Below are 19,055 nucleotides of genomic sequence, written 5' to 3' on the forward strand. Positions count from 1 at the left end.
CCCCCAGTGCACGCGCTGCGCTCACAGCAACTCGCGCTTAGTTCTTGCCGTCGTTGATAGCCTGCAACGTCACCGTTCCCGCGCCCGCCGACGGCGCAGCCCTGCGCAGGAACGCGGGTGCTACGTTCCATTGTTGTCCGCTCTCGGTGATTACCGTGACGGTCTTGCGGTTGTATTTTGTGATGATGCCAGTCAGCTGCGGATGTCCATCCGGCTGAAACGATACCTTCTCGCCGATGCTGAAATCAAGCATGCGAGCATGCGCGCGCATTTGGTTCAGGAATTTCAGTCGGGCGTCAACGCGGTTATTCAGGTCGATGAGCTCGGCTTCGGTGAGTTTGTCGATGTCGATAGTCATCGTCATGGGCATCGTTTTAGCGAGGGAAAATGCGCGACGCGCAATGTGACCAGCGCCGAAGCGTGCTCGCGTACGGGGTGGTTTGGCCTACGACATCCACTAGCACTGGCGGACCTCGCAGGTCAATAATGCCTGAAACGCCGCGCCAGTGCTTGTGTTTACCACATTGGCGCCAGAAGACTTGCTCGCCCGGATTGGAAGAGTTACATGATCACGCCGTGCGTCTCACCGCGTTCATAGACTACGTGCGCGGCCCATGATTAACGGGTCGAGCTTGCCGATGTGGGCGAGGTCTTTGTTCTTGTATGGCAGCTTTTGCAGCACATAGCGCATGGCATTCAGGCGTGCGCGCTTTTTGCAGTCGCTCTTGATCACCGTCCACGGTGAGTCGGCCGTATCGGTTTCAAAAAACATCGCTTCCTTGGCACGGGTGTATTCGTCCCATTTGTCGAGCGAGGCCAGGTCCACCGGGCTCAATTTCCATTGCTTGAGCGGGTGTGACTCGCGCTCCTTGAATCGCCGTCGCTGCTCCTTTCGGCTGACACTGAACCAGAACTTGATGAGGTGCACGCCGCTGCGCACCAAGTGTCGCTCGAATTCCGGCGTCTGGCGCATGAACTCCGCGTACTCGGCATCGGTGCAGAACCCTAACACCTTCTCCACGCCGGCGCGGTTGTACCAACTGCGGTCAAACAGCACGATCTCTCCTTGTGTCGGCAGGTGCTGAACGTAGCGCTGGAAGTACCACTGGCCGCGCTCGGTTTCGGAGGGCTTTTCCAACGCCACCACGTGCGCGCCACGCGGGTTGAGATGCTCCATGAAGCGCTTGATGGTGCCGCCCTTGCCGGCGGCGTCGCGCCCCTCGAACAGGATCACGATTCGCTGACCGGTTTCTTTGGCCCAGGCCTGAAGCTTGAGCAGTTCGACTTGCAGGCGAAATTTTTCCTTTTCGTAACTGGCGCGCCGCATGAGGTTGCGATAGGGATAGCCGCCATCGCGCCAATCGGGCGCCAGTTCTTCGTCGGGATTTTCACTGTTGGCGGTTTGTATTCCCGCCGGATTCAGCAATGCGTTGCGCAAAACACGCAAATCGTCCGACGAGGCGCCTTCCAGAATGGCGCGCATCCTTTTCGCACGCTCGGGAGCTGCTGTTTTCGACGCGGGATCCATCACCGCTTCGACCGCGGCAATTTTCTTGCGCTGTGCGGCTTCAGTGGCTTCCGCCGCCACGAAGTCTTCGAGCGCACGCGCCCCCGTGGAAGGTGCAATGTCTCCACGCTTGGCCGCCCGCACACTTGGGCGAGGCGCCGGTTCTTGCTTTACGGGTGGACGGGTGGCAGTACGACGGGCGGCAGGTGGGGACATGTAACGGGTTCTCCTTGGTTTCGCAAAGCAATCCCCCTTCGTAACTGAAGGTGAGCGCTAAATTTACTTTGCACCCGGGAGAACGCCGAGGATTTGATGCGCGTCAAATATTGTGCACGCCATGCGCGACAAATGCAGCGTGCCCACGCGAAACAGGCTCGTTTTGTTTGCCCGCGCCGTCGCAGCGCGAGTGGGAACTGGGCGCCGGCCGCTTGGAAGGACGTGTCTCGGAATTACTTGCCGAGCCTTACCGCCTTGCCGCTGGTGGTATCGAAGGCCGTGCCATCGATGAGGTTGATGCGATAAAACTCGCGCAGCACGTTGCCCATGAAGCCGATCTCGACGATCGACACGTCTTTGAACTGGGTGTTAATGCCGTCTGGCAGGATCTTGTTCATTTCCTCGGCAACACCCTTCATCGCCGCCTGCAGGCGATCATCGTATTTGGTCATGCTGTACACAAGGGTGTTGTGCGGATTATGCGAGGCGGTTTCCTTCCCGTCCTTGATGACATTGACACCGCTTACGCCGACCGTGCGCGTGAGTTCCTTCGCGGCGTCACTCATGTTTGCGTAGACCGGCCCCGTGCAGCGGGGAAGAGGCCCATCGCGCAAGGGCGTGAGCGCGGCGGTGGCGCCAGTGTTGAACGACATCATCTCGGTGTAGCCCTGGCCGCTTTTCACCACGCCGAGGTCGAACCACCATGGCGCACCAGCTCCCTTGGATGCCTCGGTATTGTAGAAACCTTTCAGAGTCAGATTCAGCACCGGCGGCACTTTCGACAGTGCCTTCAGCATTTGCGCGGGTGTCGTTGCATCGGCGCTATGGAGGTGCATCACCGTCACATGTTGCAGGTTGAAGGTGCGCGCTTCATCGCCAAGCCCCAGCGCGATAAGGCGCTCGCGCAGCGTCGGGTAGATCTTGTTGTCGAGGATGTCCGTCACATCCTTTGGAAGGCGGTATACGAGTCCATAGGTGGCCTTGTGCTCGCGGAATTCAGGTTTGCCGATGGCGCTGTTGTCGATGGTGTTTGCGGCCATGGCGCCCGTGGTCAATGCACCGATGCAGGTTGCGAGAATAAATAGTGCGCGGCGTATCATCTTCATATTGGTGTCTCCGGCGAAGGTTTCGAGGGATGAGTCTGGACGAAGTATGTGTTGCGGCGGGTGCGACAAACGGGATACCCGCAGAGATTGACTGATATCGAAGACAACCTCGTGACAATACAAGGACAGAAGGCAAGCGAATCGGAAGAAAATGCAGGATCGGCGGCGGAAAGCGAAGGAAAATTGAACGCCAAACTGGTGCCCAAGTCAAGGCCGCCTTGTCCAGTGACTGGTGACGCTGGCGGGGCTGTACTCCGGTAAACTCGCGGCATGCCCTCCGCCGCGCCCACCACAATTTCTCCCGCCAGCTTCAAATCCGATGCCACCATCATTTCGCTGGTCGGTATCGCCCATGGCACATCGCATTTTTTTCATCTGATGTTGCCATCGCTGTTTCCGTGGTTCATGCCGGAATTTGGTCTCGGCTACGCGCAGGTTGGCGTACTCATGACGGTATTTTTCGTTGTCTCCGGCATTGGCCAGGCGCTTGCGGGTATCTGGGTGGACAAGTTCGGCGCCCATCGCGTGCTGTGCGCCGGCGTGGGTATGTTGGCTTGTTCGGGTTTGGTGGTATCGATCGCTCCCAATTTTGTTGCCCTTATGGCCGCGGCTGCCGTGGCGGGAATCGGCAACAGCGTGTTTCATCCGGCCGATTTCGCGCTTCTGGCGAAGCGTGTTTCCCAGCAGCGCATGGGCCATGCCTTTTCCACGCACGGCATATCCGGAAATCTCGGCTGGGCGATTGCGCCACTGTTCATGACGGCCATTGCGAGCGCCGCCGGCTGGCGCGCGGCGGGCATCGGTGCCGCGCTCTTCGGTGCGGTGTCGCTGACGCTGTTGATATGGAAACGCGATCTCCTGAAATACCAACTCCAGCACGAAATTCGCGCCGATCCGGTGGAAAACCCGGCCGTTACAGTCACCCGAAGCACCTGGTCGTTCCTGCGCGAGCCAATGCTCTGGTTTGCATTCTTGTTCTTTCTATTCTCGACGTTTGGTTTCGGCGCGCTACAGAATTTTGCACCGCCTTTGCTGCGTGAGTTGTTCGGCCTGTCGTTGGCCGCCTCGACGTCGGCGCTATCAATTTATTTGCTGGGTGGATCGGCGGGCCTCGTCCTTGGCGGATTTCTGGCGAAGCCGGGCAACCAGCACGAGCGCTATGTGATGTTCGCATTTGCGTCCGGCGTGTTTTTTGCGCTTGCACTGGCGCTGTTGCCCATGCCAGTCTGGCTGGTACTGCCGACGATGGCGCTGATGGGCTTCGGCGTTGGCATCGCCGGGCCGTCGCGCGACCTGCTGGTGCGCGCCGCGACCAAGGCGCGCCTCGGCGAAGGCGCCTATGGCCGCGTGTATGGAATGGTCTATTCGGGACTCGATGTCGGGCTCGCGTTGGCGCCGATCGCTTTCGGCACCTTGCTCGACCGGCAACTGTATTCAATGGTTTTCATTGGCGTCGCGATGACGCTTGCCAGCGCGATCGTCGCTGCGTTGGCTCTGGGCCGGGAAGTACACGAAATATAGCAAACTCAAGCACTGGAGCGCATTTCCAGCCGTTTATGCCCGAAAACGCCCGTCAATGCTGGAGTTTGGCAAAAAGTCATTGACTTATACCGGACAGGGTCGCGATCATTTCCTGCACATTCAGGATCGTCATGCCGAATTTCGATGCGCGGCTTTTCAGTCCGAATACGGCGTTGTCGCGCGAGACCAGCGCGTCGGCTTTGGCATGGTAGGCGAGGGCGAGGAAATGCTCGTCGTCGCGATCGCGGCAGCGTGGAAATCCGCCGGGCAGCAACAGTTGCTTCAATGAAAATGTGGCAGGCATGGAAAATTGCGTTGCCTGCGCCTGATAGCGTGCAAACACGTCTGCTTGCCGGGCTGCATCAAGTTTCAATTGTCGATAGCCCAGCACGCGCCTCAGTTCCACGATTGCCGGTTCATGGGTCAGCACGACGATTTGGCCGTCGGCAACACCTTTGCGCAGCGGGCGCATGAACGGATCATCAAACACTAGCCAGTCGATGACGACGTTGGTATCCAATACCAGTCGCGGCCTTGACGTCACAGCGCCTGCCCCGCTGCCACCGCGGACGACCACGCCCACTGGAAATTGAATCCGCCCAGATGGCCCGTCACATCAACGACTTCACCGATGAAGTAAAGTCCACGGACCTGCATGACCTCCATTGTCTTTGAAGAAAGTGCGCGCGTGTCGACGCCGCCGAGTGTGACCTCGGCCTTGTTGTAGCCCAGCGTGCCGGAAGGCTTCACCTGCCAGTCGTGCAAAGCGCTCGTGATCTCGACCAGATTTTTCTCGCTGAACTGATTCATGGGCAGGTTGATGCCGTGTACGTCGCACCAGCTTTGCGCAAAACGTTTGGGAAGGCGCTCCGCCAGCACGTTGGAGAGTAGCTGCTTCGAATGTTGGTGTTCGCGCAACCATTCGGACGCGCTCGGTCCGGGCAAGAGGTCGATATGAACTGGCTCCTTGGCGGAACCATTCTGCCAATACGTGGAAATCTGCAAAATGGCGGGGCCGGACAGGCCGCGATGTGTCAGCAGCAAGCCTTCGCGAAACTGCCCATCGTGACAGGAGACTTCCGCATCGAGCGAGAGCCCGGACAAGTCGCCATATTTCGCCATGCTTTCCGGGTCGAAACTGAGCGGCACCAGGGCAGGACGCGGCGGCACAACCTTCAGACCAAACTGTTCGGCGATCTTGTATCCGAACGGTGTTGCACCGATTTTCGGCACAGCCAAACCACCGGTCGCAATCACTAGCGCGTTTGCGGTGAACTCACCCCGGTCAGTCTTGACCGTGAACCGGTCTTGCGCGCGCGCCACATTCGAAATTATGCAAGGCATGCACCATTGCACCTGCGCGCGATCGCATTCACTCTTGAGCATGTTGATGATCTGAATAGCGCTGTCATCGCAAAATAACTGGCCAAGCGTTTTCTCGTGATAGCCGATGCCGTGCTTTTCGACCAGCTTGATGAAGTCCCGCGGCGTAAAGCGGGCGAGGGCGGAGCGGCAGAAATGCGGGTTTTCCGATATGAAGTTCTCGGGCGTGGCGTGTAGGTTGGTGAAATTGCAGCGCCCGCCGCCCGAGATACGGATCTTTTCGCCGAGCCTGTGATAGTGGTCGATCAGCAATACCGATTTGCCTCGCTTCCCGGCCTCAGCGGCGCACATCATGCCGGCAGCGCCGGCGCCGATGATGATGGCGTCGAATTCAGTTTTCAACGCAAGGCTTTGTGGCGGAAGCAGGTCACCAGATGGTCGTTCACCATGCCGGTTGCCTGCATGAAGGCGTAACAAATGGTCGAGCCGACGAACTTGAATCCACGTGCTTTCAGGTCCTTGCTCATGGCGTCGGATTCGAGCGTTTTCGCCGGGACACCGGACATGGCGGTCCACCGGTTTTGTTTCGGCGCCCCGCCGGTGAATGACCAGATGTAGGCATCGAAACTACCGAACTCCCGCTGGATGGCGAGGAACGCCAGAGCGTTGATAACGGCACTTTTTACCTTCAGGCGATTTCTCACGATGCCGGGATCAAGCAGCAGCTCTTCGAGTTTTTGATCAGAAAATCTCGCCACCTTTGACGGATCAAAGCCCGCAAACAGGCGGTGGTAGTTCTTTCTTTTTGCTAGTACAGTGGACCATGACAGTCCCGCCTGGGCGCCTTCAAGAATCAGGAATTCAAACAGCGTGCGGTCATCGTGAACCGGCACACCCCATTCATTGTCGTGGTAGTCGAGGTAGAGCTTGCCGAGCGTCGAGTTTTCGCACCAGGGACAGCGCGCCGGGAATTTCGACAAACTCAAGCCCTGATGTAGCTTTCGAGCTGCGAGATGGTGAATTCGTGATCGGCGATGATGTCGGTCATCAGGTCGCGGATCGAAATCATGCCTACCACCGTATCGCCATCGACGACCGGCAAATGGCGGATGCCTTTTTCCGACATGATCGCCATGCATTGGCGTGTGCGCGTTTTCGGTGTAACGATCAGCACGCTGGTGGTCATGATTTCACGCACCTTGGTCTCATGCGAATTCTTGCCGAGCAGGGCAATTTTGCGGGTGTAATCGCGTTCGGACATGATGCCGACGAGCTTGCCATTTTCCATCACGATCAGCGCACCCACGCTCTTTTCGGCGAGCAGCTTTATCGCGTCGAATACGCTTTGATCCGGGCGCAGGCTCCAGAGTGTATTGGGACGATTTTTGAACAGTTCCGAGACTGGTTTCATGACATTCCTCGCGATTCAGTGGGTTATTGCAAATTCGTTGCGTTGGTGGGATGCACCGATATTACATGTTTGGATAGTTGGGCCCGCCGCCACCTTCGGGAACCACCCATTTTATGTTCTGCGTGGGATCCTTTATATCGCAGGTCTTGCAGTGGACGCAATTGGCCGCGTTGATCTGCAGTTTGCGGCTTCCATCAGGGGCTTCGACAAATTCATAGACACCTGCCGGGCAATAGCGCTGTTCCGGGCCATCATACATCGCAAGATTGATGTTCACCGGCGTGCCGGCATTCCTCAACGTGAGATGCGCGGGCTGGTCTTCTTCGTGATTGGTGTTCGACATGAACACAGAGGAAAGTCGATCGAAGGTCAGCACGCCATCGGGCTTTGGATAAGTGATCGGCGAAACCTCGGATTTCTTCTTCAGCGTCTCGTGATCCGAGTGCTGGTGATGCAGCGTCCACGGGGCCTTACCGCGGAACACCACCTGGTCGATGCCGACCATCATGGTGCCGGTGTAGAGTCCTTTGGACATCCAAGGCTTGAAGTTACGTGCCTTATGGAGTTCATCATGCAGCCAGCTTTTTTTGACGCTCACCGGAAAATCGGTCAGTTCATCGCTGCTGCGGCCGGCTTTCAACGCCGCCGCGACCGCATCCGCCGCCAGCATGCCGCTCTTGATCGCGGTGTGTGTCCCCTTGATGCGTGACGCATTCAGAAAACCGGCATCGTCACCGATCAGCACGCCACCCGGGAATGTCAGCTTGGGCAACGACTGCAAGCCGCCGGCGGTGATGGCGCGCGCGCCGTAGGCGATGCGTTTGCCGCCTTCCAGAAAAGTGCGGATCGCCGCGTGGGTCTTGTATCGTTGGAATTCCTCAAACGGCGAAAGATAGGGGTTCTTGTAGCCCAGCCCGACGACGAAGCCAACCGCCACCTGATTACCTTCCATGTGATACATGAAGGAACCGCCATAGGTGTCGGACTGCAGCGGCCAGCCCGCGCTATGAACCACCAGTCCCGGGACGTGTTTGTCGGGCTTGATCTCCCAAAGTTCTTTCAGCCCCAAGCCATAGACTTGCGGATCGCGTCCATCGCGAAGGTTGAATTTTTCCTGGAGTTCCTTGCCGAGGTTACCCCTGCAACCTTCGGCGAAAAAAGTGTACCTGGCGTGCAGTTCCATGCCCCGTTGATAGCGTCCGGTTTGTTCGCCGCCCTTGCCGATGCCCATGTCGCCGGTCGCCACCCCTTTGACCGAACCGTCATCGTTGAACAGCACTTCTGCCGCCGCAAAGCCGGGATAAATCTCAACCCCTAACGCTTCCGCTTGCGTCCCCAGCCAGCGACACAAATTGGCCAGGCTGATAATGTAATTGCCGTGATTCTGGAAACAGCCGGGTAGCATCCAGGTCGGAAGTTGCCGTGCGGAAGATTGAGTCAGAAACATGAATCGATCTTCGGTCACGGCCTGATTGAGCGGCGCACCCTGTGCGTGCCATTCGGGAATCAGTTCGTTCAGCGCGATCGGATCGAGCACCGCGCCCGACAGAATATGCGCGCCAACTTCCGAACCCTTTTCGACAATGCACACCGACACGTCGGCGCTCTGCTGCTTCAGCCGGATCGCCGCGGCCAGCCCGGCAGGGCCCGCGCCGACAATCAAAACGTCATATTCCATCGATTCGCGTTCGGCCATGGCAATGCGCATCTTTTTCGGTGAAGTTGGCTTTATTATAGAGGCGAAGAATCTCTCACGGCGGGCAAAATCATGAATCCAGATCAAACATCCGGCGTATTGCTCCACACATTGCGATTTCCCATTCGCTGGGGCGACATGGATGCCATGGCGCACGTCAACAATACGCTGTACCTTCGCTACTTTGAGGAAAGCCGTGTTTCCTGGACGCAGAGCCACGGCATGCGCTTGCGGGGGGAAGGGACCGGGATGATCCTCGCCAAGGTCAGCGTGACATTCAAGAAACCGGTCATCTATCCCGCCAATGTCGTGGTCCATTTGTATGCGGGACGCGTCGGCGGTTCCAGTTTCACGATGCAGCAAACACTGACCGTTGAGGGCGAAACCGAGCCATCCGCGACCGGCGAATGTGTCATGGTCTCGTATGACTACATGCAAAACAAGGCAGTGCCGGTGCCGGAAAAACTGCGCGCGATACTCGAAGGCAAACAGGGATAACGGGGCCCGTGATGGACAAATGGTGGCTGGCCGCACTGGCGGTGGGCGGTGGATCGGCGATTGGCGGATGGGCGCGCTGGGGATTGGCGATGTGGCTGAATCATCGTCATCCGCTTTTTTACTACGGCACGTTTGCGGCCAATGCCACCGGTGGTTTTCTGGTGGGCTTGGCAGTGGCATATTTCACGAGGCACCCGGAGCTTCCGCCCGAATGGCGAATCGCCATCATCACTGGATTTCTGGGGGGGCTCACGACTTTTTCATCCTATTCAGCCGAAGTGGTCGGCCTCATGGATCGCGGCGAAATCGCCTGGGCGCTGGTCGTGGCGGGGTCACATTTGGCGGCGTCATTGCTGCTGACGGCGGCGGGCTTCTGGGTATACCGGCACGTTGTTACGTAACAACGATTCGTAAAATCGTTGCGCGACATTGCAGCCTGATTAGTGGTCGTGATGCTCCAGTCCCGCGTTCAGCAAGGCTCGCGCTTCGAATATCACCTCGGAGGCGGTGAGCCCAAGGGGCGCCATGCCGTGGGCCATGCACGCATCGGCCGCCGCGCCATGCAAATAGACCGCAAGCTTGGCCGCATCAAGCGCATTCAAACCCTGGCCGAGAAACGCGGCAATCATGCCCGATAGCGCGTCACCCATGCCACCGGATGCCATACCGGGATTGCCGGATGTGTTGATGAAGTAGCGGCCGTCCGGCACGGCTATAACGGTTCCCGCACCCTTAAGTACGACAATTCCGTTGAAGCGTTTCGCCAATGCAATCGCCGAGGTCACGCGATCGGCCTCCAGGTGGGCGACAGTTACATTCATCAGGCGCGCCGCTTCGCCCGGGTGAGGTGTCAATACGAAACTCAAGCACTGGCGAGGCGTTTCAGGCATTTGTGGTCGGGAAGTCGCGCCAGTGCTTGACTTTTCCGACAATCCGGCAAGCGTGACACCAAAGCTGGGAGTAGCAGCGATCAGATTGAGTGCGTCCGCGTCCAATACCATGGGAAGGCCGCGGCCGAGCGCCGCTGACAAAAGTCGGGGCGCGGATTTATCCACGCCTAATCCCATGCCGATCGCCAGCACGGTCATTTCGTTTGCGATGGCGAGATCTTCAGCCCTGCGGAACATGATCTCGGGGTTCAACGGATCGTATGCAGGCACATCCTTGGCAACAATCCCTGCAAAAACTTTGCCTGGCCCTATATAAAGCGCTGCACGTGCCGCCAACACCGCAGCACCAACCATGCCTTCGGCGCCACCGATGATACCGACATTGCCGTAGGTACCTTTGTGGGAATGGTGGCGCCGGGCCGGAATCAGCGCGCGAACGTTTTCCGCCGTCAGCAGTTCACCCGAACCGCCGGATTCACTGGGCGCGGCGACGCCAAGCATATCCAGATGCACCTCGCCTGCATGGTCCTTGCCCTCGCCGGTGAACAAACCGGGCTTGAGGCCAAGAAAAGTAATCGTATGATCGGCATGGATAGCCGCGCCCAGCGCAACACCGGTATCGGCGCAAAGGCCGCTCGGTATGTCGATGGACAGAATCGGTGCGCCTTCCGGACTTCCAACTTGACCGCGCATCTGATTCGCGCGTGCAATGACATTGGCGAAAGCACCCGCGGGCGGGCGCACCAGCCCAATACCGAACAAGCCGTCGATGATGAGATCGAAAGTTTCATCCTTGGGAATATCCTTGCGCACTACCACCCTTTGCGCGCAAATACGCGGAATGCGCACGCTTTGCCGCGGGTTCGCCGAACTTGTGATCGCCGAGTGCAACCAGGAACACGCGCTGGCCGGCCTTTTGTAACGCCGCCGCCGCAACCCAGGCGTCGCCGCCGTTATTCCCCGGTCCCGCCAACACCAGGATCACGGCGACTTTCCGCCTTCCTGTCAGCGCCAGTTTCAATGCCAGCTTCGCGACGGCGTCACCGGCGCGTTGCATCAGCGAAATTTTCGGATACTTCTTCGCGTGGGCGACTTCGATCGCGCGTATCTCACCAGCGGTAAAAAGCGCGTCGCGCTTGCATGGCGTCACGGCATTTGTCACGGCGTCAATACCGTATCCTTGGCAACCACCGCCATATTGGGATAATCGAGACTGAAATGCAGTCCGCGGCTCTCTTTTCGTTCGGCCGCGCATCGCACAATCAGCTCGGCCGTCTGTACCAGGTTTCGCAGCTCGATCAGATCATTGGAAATACGAAAATTGGCGTAATACTCGTGAATTTCTCCCTTGAGGAGATCGATGCGGCGAAGCGCGCGCTCGAGGCGCTTGTCGGTGCGCACGATGCCGACGTAGTCCCACATGAAACGCCTGAGTTCATCCCAGTTGTGCGAGATGATGACTTCCTCATCCGCGTTGGTCACGCGGCTTTCATCCCAATACGGTAGCACCGGCGTCTCAAACGCTGGTTGTGCCCGCATGTCCTTTTCAACCGCCTCGGAAAAGACCAGGCACTCGAGCAGCGAATTGCTGGCCAGCCGATTGGCGCCATGCAGCCCAGTACAGGTCACTTCGCCGATCGCATAAAGGCCATCAATGTCGGTACGCCCATTCAAATCGACGACCAGCCCCCCGCAGGTGTAATGCGCCGCCGGCACCACCGGAATAGGATCTGTCGTGATATCGATGCCGAGCGACAGGCATTTTTCATAAATATTGGGAAAATGTGCCTTCAGGAAATTCGCGGGCTTATGCGTGATGTCCAGATGCACGAAATCGAGGCCGCGCTTTTTCATTTCGAAGTCGATGGCGCGGGCGACGATATCGCGTGGCGCCAATTCCGCGCGTTCATCGTGTTGAAGCATGAAGCGTTCACCCGTTGTCGGAATTTTGAGGTGCCCACCTTCGCCGCGCACCGCCTCGCTGATCAGGTATGACTTGGCCGCCGGGTGATACAGACAAGTCGGATGAAACTGGATGAACTCCATATTCGCGACCCGGCAGCCGGCGCGCCAGCCCATCGCCAGGCCATCGCCGGTTGCCACGTCCGGATTGGACGTATAGAGATAGACCTTGCCCGTTCCGCCCGTGGCAAGAACGGTAAATTGGGCGCCGAGCGTGGCGACCATTCCGGTCAAGTTGTTGAGTACATAGGCGCCGTGGCAGCGATTGGGTTCAATCGGCACGGCCAGATCACGGGCAAGCTTGTTTGAGGTGATGAGATCGACCGCCAAGTGGTGCTCAAGCACTTCGACGTTCGGGTGCGATTTCAATTGTTGCGCCAGCGTTTTCTGCACCGCGCGACCGGTCGCGTCGGCCGCATGCACGATGCGGCGGTGCGAATGCCCGCCTTCGCGTGTGAGGTGCAATTCCGCCTGATTTATGTCGTCGTGCGTAAACGGGACACCTTGCTCAACCAGCCACTCGACGGCGCGCCGGCCATTTTCCACGACAAAACGCACCGCCTCATCCTTGCAGAGCCCGGCGCCGGCAACGTGGGTATCGCGGATGTGATTTTCCGGGGAATCATCGGCGCCGAGTACGGCGGCGATCCCGCCCTGCGCCCAAGCGCTTGCGGCATCCAGCAGCTCGTTTTTGGTCACCAGCGCGACTCTCTTTGTCGCTGCGAGACGCAATGCCAGCGACATGCCTGCCAAGCCGCTGCCTATGATGAGAACGTCATATTGCTTCATATTGATACTCTTTTGGCGTAGAACACGTTGCGCACGAATGAACTTATTCGCATCCATCCGGTCAGTACGTGGGTGTTAAACAAGTCCCTGTCGGATAAGCATTTCGAGCGGCAAATTTCCAGTCGAAAATGACTTGGGAGAAGGGCAATGACGGAGTTGACGTTTATAATACCCGACGTAACCGGATTTAACGGTAAAGCATCTCCAAGAGCAGCGTTTCGGCTCGCGAACGCGCGGTCGGTTTGAAAGCGAATGCGAATGCGCGGGCGGCAACGCTCGCAAAGGAGAAGTACACCGACCGCCCGGTTGATCAGGGAAGGGTGTTGATGAGTGATCGCGAAGTCGATCAACAATTGGTGGTGCGTGCTCAGGCTGGCGATAAGCGCGCCTTCGAGCTGCTCGTCATCAAATATCAACGCAAGGTCGAGCGCCTGCTTTCACGTCTGATCCGCGACCAGGCAGAGATCGAGGACGTTACGCAGGAGGCGTTTATCAAAGCCTATCGCGCGCTGGCCAACTTCCGCGGCGACAGTGCTTTCTATACTTGGCTGTATCGAATCGCGGTAAATACGGCAAAGAACTACCTGATGAGTCAGGGGCGGCGCGCACCGACCTCCACCGGCTATGACGCGGAGGAAGCTGAAGGTTTTGAAGACGCGACCGGTTTGCGCGATATTGCAACCCCCGAGGCACAATTGATGTCCAAGCAAATCGCGCAGATCGTCAATCAGACCATCGACAAATTGCCCGAAGAACTAAAAACTGCGATCATGCTGCGCGAGATTGACGGCCTGTCGTATGAAGAAATTGCACAGATAATGGAGTGCCCGATCGGAACAGTGCGTTCAAGAATTTTTCGCGCGCGGGAAGCGGTTGCGGAGCAATTGCGCCCGCAAATGGGCACGTCGAAGGACCACAGGTGGTAATGATGTTGCCGGATTGAAGGATGCAAACATGAACGAAAAATTGTCCGCGCTGATGGATGGCGAATTGGCCCGCGATGAAGCCCAGGGCGTCATCAAGAAACTCGGCAGCGACTATACGCAACGCGAGAGTTGGGGTGCCTATCATTTGATCGGCGCATGTTTGCGTGGGGACGCGATTGGCAACGCCGGCTCCAAAGCGTCGCCACGCAACACTGCACCGAAGCGATCTTCGCGCGATTGGCGGCAGAGCCAACGGTTCTGGCGCCGGCCTCGATCAGAAACCATCGCGCGTGGAAAGCCGAACCCGGATGGCCTTGGCAATGGCTGCGTCAGTCGTCACGGTGTCCGCTGTGGGTGTGGTTGCCTTCAAGCAGCAGCAAGGTGCAACGGTTGCGCCGGTATCGCTGGTGCAACAGGTGGCACCGCAACCGGTGGCCGACGCCTCACTGCAACGTGCGCAGGCGGATCTGAGGGTCAACGACTATCTTGTGGTGCATCGGCAGTTTGCCAATCCGGGCGCTTTTCAGGCGGCCACCCTGAACCAACCGCGCGATGTTGCCCGTGACACGGCGGACGCCGCCCGGCGCGCCGCGGTCCGATAGTGTTCTAGTCGATAATGCTTGCCCATGGACTTACTCACGACGTGATTTGTTGCGTATGAACTGCCTCGGAACTACTCTCGCACCCCCAAGCATGAAAATCTTTGCCGCGGCCACTGCAATCCTCGGTGTTGTGGGTCTAACGGCACAGGCGCAACCTCAACCCTCTCCGTTGGCGCCGGTGCCCCTTGCCGTACACCAGCCCAATGCAGGGCGATCTTGCCATCGAATGGCTTGAGCGAATCTGCCGTTCCGCCAGAGAGCTTCCCTATACCGGCGTGTTTGTTCATCAGACGGCGGATGGTGCAAGCACCTCGCGTATTACCCACTTGGTGGACCGGCAAGGGGTCGAGCTTGAAAAGCTCGAGCCGATGGATGGCCCGCTTACCGAGATCATCCGCCGCAATGAGGAGATGACCTGCTATAAACCCGATTCCCGCACCGTGAGCATTGATCGGCGCGCGACGGGGCGTTTTTTTCCGTCCGTGATCACGGGTAACGCCAAGTCCATTGCCGAATACTATCGCGTCAAATTGGGCAGCGTGGAACGCATCGCCGGATTTGATTGCCAATGGGTGATTCTTGAGCCCAAGGATGCGATGCGTTACATGCAGAAGCTATGTGCGGAAATGGGTACGGGCCTGCTGCTCCGCGCAAAACTGTTCAACAACCGCAATCAGATGGTTGAGCAATTCATGTTCACGCAGCTTGACGTCAATCGCAGTTTGGCCAGGCAATCCCTGAAATCACGCTACGAACAATCGCAAGGCTGGCAAAAGCAGTTCGCCGTGAAATCCGTGAAAGATACCGATACCGGCTGGCAGGTCGGGAACCTGCCGGCGGGATTCAAAAAAATCATGGAAATGACGCGTAACCTGATCGGCCGGCCCGAACCCGTTTCGCACCTGGTTTATTCCGACGGCGTATTAAGCGTCTCGGTATTTGTTGAAACCGTGCAAACCGTCCCCAATTCATTTACTTCGGTCGTGGCGGAAGATGGACCTACTTCCTTTGCCATGCGCGCGGTAGACGATCATCAGGTAACAGTGATGGGCGAAGTACCTGTGGCCGCCGTTCAAACGATTGCCGATGGAGTGGCGCGCCGCACCGCTGACACTCCCATCGGAGCTCGATGTCACATGGAATTGCAGTAAATGCGCCGGCGCCCTAGTCATTGGTCCGGCGTGACTTTTTGTAAATGGAGAAAATATGTCAAATCGTAACCAAATGAACTTGCGCGCCGGATCCTGGACGTCAAGCTATATTGTCGCCGTGTTGCTTTCTGCGTTTTCGCTTGCTTTTGCGAATGCCGCAACCAGCCAGGCGCAAGCGAAAGACCTTCCTGACTTCGCCGAGTTGGTGGACAAGCACGGTCCGGCTGTCGTCAACGTCAGCACCAAAGCCCGCGTGGGAAGTCAGCACCAGGGCCTGCCGCAGTTCGACAACGATGACCTAAATGAATTCTTCCGCCGATTCATGCCGCCTGAAGCGCAGCCGCGCCAGAATCCCAGGTTGCCCCAGAATCCCAACGCACCTCGCCGCAATACACCGCGCAATCAACAGGATCAGGAGCCGCCACTGCGTGACTTCGGTCAAGGATCGGGCTTTATCATTTCCGGTGATGGCTACGTGATCACCAACGCGCATGTGGTCGCGAAGGCTGATGAAGTCACGGTCACGTTGACGGACAAGCGCGAGTTCAAAGCCAAGGTAATCGGCAGCGATGAGCGTACGGATATTGCTGTCCTGAAAATAGACGCGACCGGCCTGCCGAAAGTCAATATTGGCGACTCCGACAGGGTGCGTGTGGGCGAATGGGTACTGGCCATCGGGTCGCCCTTTGGGTTCGAGAATACCGTTACGGCGGGCATCATCAGCGCCAAGGCGCGCGAATCCCGCGAAGCACTTACACCGTTCATCCAGACCGACGTCGCGGTGAATCCCGGCAACTCCGGCGGTCCATTGTTCAACCTGAAGGGTGAAGTGGTCGGCGTGAATTCGCAGATTTTCTCCGGCAACGGCGGCTACCTCGGCATTTCGTTTGCGATCCCGGCCAACATCGCCATCGGCACCGCCAACCAGCTGATCAAGAACGGCAAGGTCAACCGTGGCCGCATCGGCGTTCTGATCGGCCCCGTCAGCAAGGACGCGGCCGAGGCACTATCTTTGCCTAATGACAAGGGCGCATTGGTCCAGTCGGTCGAGAAAGACGGCCCCGCCGAAAAAAGCCGGCCTGCTGGCGCAAGACATCATCCTGAAAATCAACGGCAAATTGATGGATTCAAATTCCGACGTGGTCCGCACCATTGCCAACATGGCGCCAGCGACCAAGGTGGTCATGACGATCTGGCGCAAGGGTTCGACCCGTGATCTCAGCGTAACGGTCGGCGAAGCGCCGGCGGAAAAACTGGCGGTGAAGGTCGCGGACAAAAAGAAAGACGACAAGAAAGATGCCAAGCCGAATCGAATTGGTCTCGTGCTCAGCGATCTGGACGCCACCGAACGCAAGGAATTGAAGGTCGAGCAGGGCGTGCTGGTGAGCGACGTCGAAGGTGCGGCTGCCCGTGCCGGCATCCGCGAAGGCGACGTGGTGCTCGCCGTGAATACCGTAGACGTCAAGTCAAGCAAGCAGTTAAACGAGCTGATTGACAAGCTCGACGCGAAGAAAGCAATTGCCCTGGTGATCAAGCGCGAAAATGACACCCGCCTCGTGACGTTGCGTATCGACAGCAAATAAACTTGCGCCGACTGACAGTTCTGTCGCGAAGCTACTGTCATCTCTGCGATGACATGATTGCGGCCCTGGAGAGTTTCCGGGGCCGTTTTTCATTGACGTTTGACATCGACTTCGTCGATATCGATCAGCATCCGGAACTTGAGGCGAAATGGGGCGACAAAGTACCGGTGTTGCTAAACGCCGAACAGGAAATTTGCCACTACTTTTTGGATGAAGCAGCGTTGCGCCTAGCCTTGAGTTTATGAACAAACACCAGCACTGGTGCGGATCAGCGAACTAAAAGGCCCGCTGTGCCGCGCCAGTGCTAGTGTTTTACTATTTTTCCAGGCCACTTGCACCTGCGTTCTCCATCAACGCGAGCAAAGTGCGCGAGCGAAATTCACGGTGGTACAAAATACCCACCACCAGCGCGCTCGCCGCCATGAATAGCGCCGCATGCATGAACCACGACATCGCTCCCATCGCAAAGTAAAACGCGCGCAAGCCGCGATTGGAATTTTCGCCGGCAAGCGAAGCGAGGGTGGCAGCGCGATTGATGAATGAATCGATGACGGCCTGGTTATCGTTTTCGCCGGCGCGGTGCCAATCATCAGCGATAGGAAATTGAACTGGCGCATCGCCCAGGTAAATTTGAAAAACGCGTAAATGAAAATCACGATCATCAACATGATCTTGATTTCGAATCCGCGCTCACTCGATGCCTGTGCCAGCGGCAGTGACGCCATCACTACGATCGCCTGGGTCGACGCGCCGAGCAATGCCGCGAGTCCGCCGAGCACCAGAATCGACGTGGAGGCGAGAAAGTTATTTCCTTGAAACAGATTCTGGACAATGGCGGCGTCCACGATGCGGTTTTCACGCTGGACGGTGCGGCCCATCCATTCACGCCGGTAGAAATCCATGCGCGAAAGCAGGCTCGCGGTACGATGGCCGTTCCACTCGGAAAAAACGAGTAGCCGACCCAGCAGGCGGCGAACCAGATTGCGGCGACCACATCGAGTGAAGTCAGCCCGAGCAGGCTCACAATTTGGTCCCGAAAATCTTGTCGCCGGCGTCGCCCAGCCCGGGGATGATGTAGCCGATTTCATTCAGGTGGCTGTCGATGGCGGCAGTAAAGATCTCCACGTCCGGGTGCGTGGCGTTGAGTCGCGCGATGCCTTCCGGGGCGGCGACCAGCACCAGGCCTTTGATCTGTTTCGCACCATTCTTTTTCAGCATGTCGATGGTGGCGATCATGGAGCCTGCGGTCGCAAGCATTGGGTCCAGTATGATCGCCACGCGTTCATCGAGGTGCCCGACGAACCGCTCGAAGTAGGGCTCGGGTTGCAATGTATCGTGATTGCGCGAAATGCCGACGACGCTCACCTTGGCGCTGGGAATCATGTCGAGCACACCGTCAAGCATTCCCAGACCGGCGCGCAGAATGGGTACCAGCGTGACTTTCTTGCCTTTGATTTGATCGATCTCCACCGTGCCGCTCCAGCCTTCGACGTGCGTCTTTTCCAGTGGAAAATCCTTGCATGCTTCATAGGCAAGCAAACGGCCAATCTCGGCAGTCAATTCGCGGAAGGATTTAGTACTGAGGTCAGCCCGGCGTAGCAGGCCGATCTTGTGTTTGACGAGGGGATGATTGACTTCAATGACGGCCATGAGTGCTCCCAAAGTGTAGTAGACAGGATAAATCATTCACGGCCCGCAAACCTGTTCAGCCTGTTGCCAACACATCGTGTTGACGCACACGTGTTGCAGCATCCGAGTGAAGTCGGCTAAAATGGTCGACTTGCAGGCACGTAGCTCAGCTGGTTAGAGCACCACCTTGACATGGTGGGGGTCGTTGGTTCGAGTCCAATCGTGCCTACCATTTTTTGATTTGT

General features: G+C 57.7%; 18 protein-coding genes, 1 tRNA gene and 2 pseudogenes. 9 read left to right on the forward strand and 12 right to left on the reverse strand.

What is annotated here, in order from left to right; all coding sequences use genetic code 11:
• Window positions 1-37 precede the first annotated feature (37 nt).
• From IPP88_20215 to IPP88_20225, 3 genes are all read right to left on the reverse strand, one after another.
• On the reverse strand, window positions 38-358 hold the full coding sequence (locus tag IPP88_20215; GenBank protein MBL0124941.1) for a hypothetical protein: 321 nt from the start codon (window positions 356-358) through the stop codon (window positions 38-40).
• Between the two features lie 234 nt (window positions 359-592).
• Window positions 593-1,723: a polyphosphate kinase 2 gene (gene ppk2 / locus IPP88_20220; protein MBL0124942.1), complete on the reverse strand. Its 1,131-nt coding sequence runs from the start codon at window positions 1,721-1,723 to the stop codon at window positions 593-595.
• A gap of 233 nt (window positions 1,724-1,956) precedes the next feature.
• Window positions 1,957-2,823 carry a hypothetical protein gene (locus IPP88_20225; protein MBL0124943.1) on the reverse strand — a complete coding sequence of 289 codons (867 nt, stop codon included), beginning with the start codon at window positions 2,821-2,823 and terminating at the stop codon, window positions 1,957-1,959.
• Between the two features lie 276 nt (window positions 2,824-3,099).
• Here IPP88_20225 and IPP88_20230 point away from each other — a divergent pair, with 276 nt between their 5' ends.
• Window positions 3,100-4,350 carry an MFS transporter gene (locus IPP88_20230; GenBank protein ID MBL0124944.1) on the forward strand — a complete coding sequence of 417 codons (1,251 nt, stop codon included), beginning with the start codon at window positions 3,100-3,102 and terminating at the stop codon, window positions 4,348-4,350.
• A 76-nt stretch (window positions 4,351-4,426) separates the two neighbouring features.
• Here IPP88_20230 and IPP88_20235 read toward each other — a convergent pair whose 3' ends face one another.
• The 5 genes from IPP88_20235 to IPP88_20255 all read right to left on the reverse strand — a co-directional run bounded on the left by IPP88_20235 (window position 4,427) and on the right by IPP88_20255 (window position 8,792).
• On the reverse strand, window positions 4,427-4,870 hold the full coding sequence (locus IPP88_20235) for a putative toxin-antitoxin system toxin component, PIN family (GenBank protein ID MBL0124945.1): 444 nt from the start codon (window positions 4,868-4,870) through the stop codon (window positions 4,427-4,429).
• Between the two features lie 20 nt (window positions 4,871-4,890).
• Window positions 4,891-6,027, reverse strand: coding sequence for an NAD(P)/FAD-dependent oxidoreductase (locus IPP88_20240; GenBank protein ID MBL0124946.1), 1,137 nt, complete (start codon window positions 6,025-6,027; stop codon window positions 4,891-4,893).
• 44 nt (window positions 6,028-6,071) lie between these two features.
• On the reverse strand, window positions 6,072-6,653 hold the full coding sequence (locus IPP88_20245) for a DNA-3-methyladenine glycosylase I (GenBank protein MBL0124947.1): 582 nt from the start codon (window positions 6,651-6,653) through the stop codon (window positions 6,072-6,074).
• Between the two features lie 2 nt (window positions 6,654-6,655).
• A complete protein-coding gene (locus IPP88_20250) occupies window positions 6,656-7,084 on the reverse strand; it encodes a CBS domain-containing protein (protein ID MBL0124948.1) in 429 nt (142 codons plus the stop codon).
• 61 nt (window positions 7,085-7,145) lie between these two features.
• The gene (locus tag IPP88_20255) at window positions 7,146-8,792 is read right to left on the reverse strand and encodes an electron transfer flavoprotein-ubiquinone oxidoreductase (protein MBL0124949.1); all 1,647 of its coding nucleotides are present in this window, start codon (window positions 8,790-8,792) and stop codon (window positions 7,146-7,148) included.
• 60 nt (window positions 8,793-8,852) lie between these two features.
• Here IPP88_20255 and IPP88_20260 point away from each other — a divergent pair, with 60 nt between their 5' ends.
• Window positions 8,853-9,278: an acyl-CoA thioesterase gene (locus IPP88_20260; protein ID MBL0124950.1), complete on the forward strand. Its 426-nt coding sequence runs from the start codon at window positions 8,853-8,855 to the stop codon at window positions 9,276-9,278.
• A gap of 11 nt (window positions 9,279-9,289) precedes the next feature.
• A complete protein-coding gene (gene crcB / locus IPP88_20265) occupies window positions 9,290-9,679 on the forward strand; it encodes a fluoride efflux transporter CrcB (protein MBL0124951.1) in 390 nt (129 codons plus the stop codon).
• Between the two features lie 39 nt (window positions 9,680-9,718).
• On the opposite strand, the pseudogene IPP88_20270 reads toward crcB, so the two are convergent.
• Together IPP88_20270 and nadB are read right to left on the reverse strand one after the other, a co-directional pair.
• Window positions 9,719-11,423 (reverse strand): annotated as a pseudogene (locus tag IPP88_20270) (NAD(P)H-hydrate dehydratase).
• Window positions 11,327-12,919 carry an L-aspartate oxidase gene (gene nadB, locus IPP88_20275; protein ID MBL0124952.1) on the reverse strand — a complete coding sequence of 531 codons (1,593 nt, stop codon included), beginning with the start codon at window positions 12,917-12,919 and terminating at the stop codon, window positions 11,327-11,329. Before nadB ends, IPP88_20270 begins: the two are co-directional and overlap by 97 nt.
• Before the next feature lie 326 nt (window positions 12,920-13,245).
• Here nadB and rpoE point away from each other — a divergent pair, with 326 nt between their 5' ends.
• The 5 genes and pseudogenes from rpoE to IPP88_20300 all read left to right on the forward strand — a co-directional run bounded on the left by rpoE (window position 13,246) and on the right by IPP88_20300 (window position 17,426).
• Window positions 13,246-13,845 (forward strand): RNA polymerase sigma factor RpoE, encoded by a 600-nt coding sequence (rpoE, locus tag IPP88_20280; protein ID MBL0124953.1) that lies wholly within the window; start codon window positions 13,246-13,248, stop codon window positions 13,843-13,845.
• A gap of 28 nt (window positions 13,846-13,873) precedes the next feature.
• Window positions 13,874-14,410 (forward strand): sigma-E factor negative regulatory protein, encoded by a 537-nt coding sequence (locus IPP88_20285; GenBank protein MBL0124954.1) that lies wholly within the window; start codon window positions 13,874-13,876, stop codon window positions 14,408-14,410.
• 222 nt (window positions 14,411-14,632) lie between these two features.
• Window positions 14,633-15,598, forward strand: coding sequence for a MucB/RseB C-terminal domain-containing protein (locus tag IPP88_20290; protein MBL0124955.1), 966 nt, complete (start codon window positions 14,633-14,635; stop codon window positions 15,596-15,598).
• Window positions 15,599-15,671: 73 nt separating this feature from the next.
• A pseudogene (locus IPP88_20295) lies at window positions 15,672-17,181 on the forward strand (DegQ family serine endoprotease).
• Complete coding sequence (locus IPP88_20300; GenBank protein ID MBL0124956.1) at window positions 17,178-17,426, forward strand: glutaredoxin family protein; 249 nt, start codon at window positions 17,178-17,180, stop codon at window positions 17,424-17,426. The pseudogene IPP88_20295 and the gene IPP88_20300 overlap by 4 nt, the downstream one beginning before the upstream one ends.
• Window positions 17,427-17,531: 105 nt before the next feature.
• Here IPP88_20300 and IPP88_20305 read toward each other — a convergent pair whose 3' ends face one another.
• Both IPP88_20305 and upp read right to left on the reverse strand, forming a co-directional pair.
• Complete coding sequence (locus IPP88_20305; protein ID MBL0124957.1) at window positions 17,532-18,083, reverse strand: DUF599 domain-containing protein; 552 nt, start codon at window positions 18,081-18,083, stop codon at window positions 17,532-17,534.
• A 118-nt stretch (window positions 18,084-18,201) separates the two neighbouring features.
• Entirely contained in the window at window positions 18,202-18,831 is a 630-nt protein-coding gene (gene upp, locus IPP88_20310; GenBank protein ID MBL0124958.1) for a uracil phosphoribosyltransferase, read from the reverse strand.
• A gap of 134 nt (window positions 18,832-18,965) precedes the next feature.
• Here upp and IPP88_20315 point away from each other — a divergent pair.
• Window positions 18,966-19,042 (forward strand) — tRNA-Val (locus tag IPP88_20315).
• The last annotated feature ends 13 nt before the right edge of the window (window positions 19,043-19,055 follow it).

The sequence above is a fragment of the Betaproteobacteria bacterium genome, assembly GCA_016720925.1.
Lineage (GTDB): Bacteria > Pseudomonadota > Gammaproteobacteria > Burkholderiales > Usitatibacteraceae > UKL13-2.

Excerpts from the sequence above, each read along its gene's own strand:
- nadB (MBL0124952.1), bottom strand. The coding sequence starts at position 12,919 with ATGAAGCAATATGACGTTCTCATCATAGGCAGCGGCTTGGCAGGCATG.
- IPP88_20260 (MBL0124950.1), top strand. The coding sequence starts at position 8,853 with ATGAATCCAGATCAAACATCCGGCGTATTGCTCCACACATTGCGATTT.
- IPP88_20250 (MBL0124948.1), bottom strand. The coding sequence starts at position 7,084 with ATGAAACCAGTCTCGGAACTGTTCAAAAATCGTCCCAATACACTCTGG.
- IPP88_20225 (MBL0124943.1), bottom strand. The coding sequence starts at position 2,823 with ATGATACGCCGCGCACTATTTATTCTCGCAACCTGCATCGGTGCATTG.
- IPP88_20305 (MBL0124957.1), bottom strand. The coding sequence starts at position 18,083 with ATGGATTTCTACCGGCGTGAATGGATGGGCCGCACCGTCCAGCGTGAA.
- ppk2 (MBL0124942.1), bottom strand. The coding sequence starts at position 1,723 with ATGTCCCCACCTGCCGCCCGTCGTACTGCCACCCGTCCACCCGTAAAG.
- IPP88_20230 (MBL0124944.1), top strand. The coding sequence starts at position 3,100 with ATGCCCTCCGCCGCGCCCACCACAATTTCTCCCGCCAGCTTCAAATCC.
- crcB (MBL0124951.1), top strand. The coding sequence starts at position 9,290 with ATGGACAAATGGTGGCTGGCCGCACTGGCGGTGGGCGGTGGATCGGCG.
- IPP88_20215 (MBL0124941.1), bottom strand. The coding sequence starts at position 358 with ATGACTATCGACATCGACAAACTCACCGAAGCCGAGCTCATCGACCTG.
- IPP88_20240 (MBL0124946.1), bottom strand. The coding sequence starts at position 6,027 with ATGATGTGCGCCGCTGAGGCCGGGAAGCGAGGCAAATCGGTATTGCTG.
- upp (MBL0124958.1), bottom strand. The coding sequence starts at position 18,831 with ATGGCCGTCATTGAAGTCAATCATCCCCTCGTCAAACACAAGATCGGC.
- IPP88_20255 (MBL0124949.1), bottom strand. The coding sequence starts at position 8,792 with ATGCGCATTGCCATGGCCGAACGCGAATCGATGGAATATGACGTTTTG.
- IPP88_20285 (MBL0124954.1), top strand. The coding sequence starts at position 13,874 with ATGAACGAAAAATTGTCCGCGCTGATGGATGGCGAATTGGCCCGCGAT.
- rpoE (MBL0124953.1), top strand. The coding sequence starts at position 13,246 with ATGAGTGATCGCGAAGTCGATCAACAATTGGTGGTGCGTGCTCAGGCT.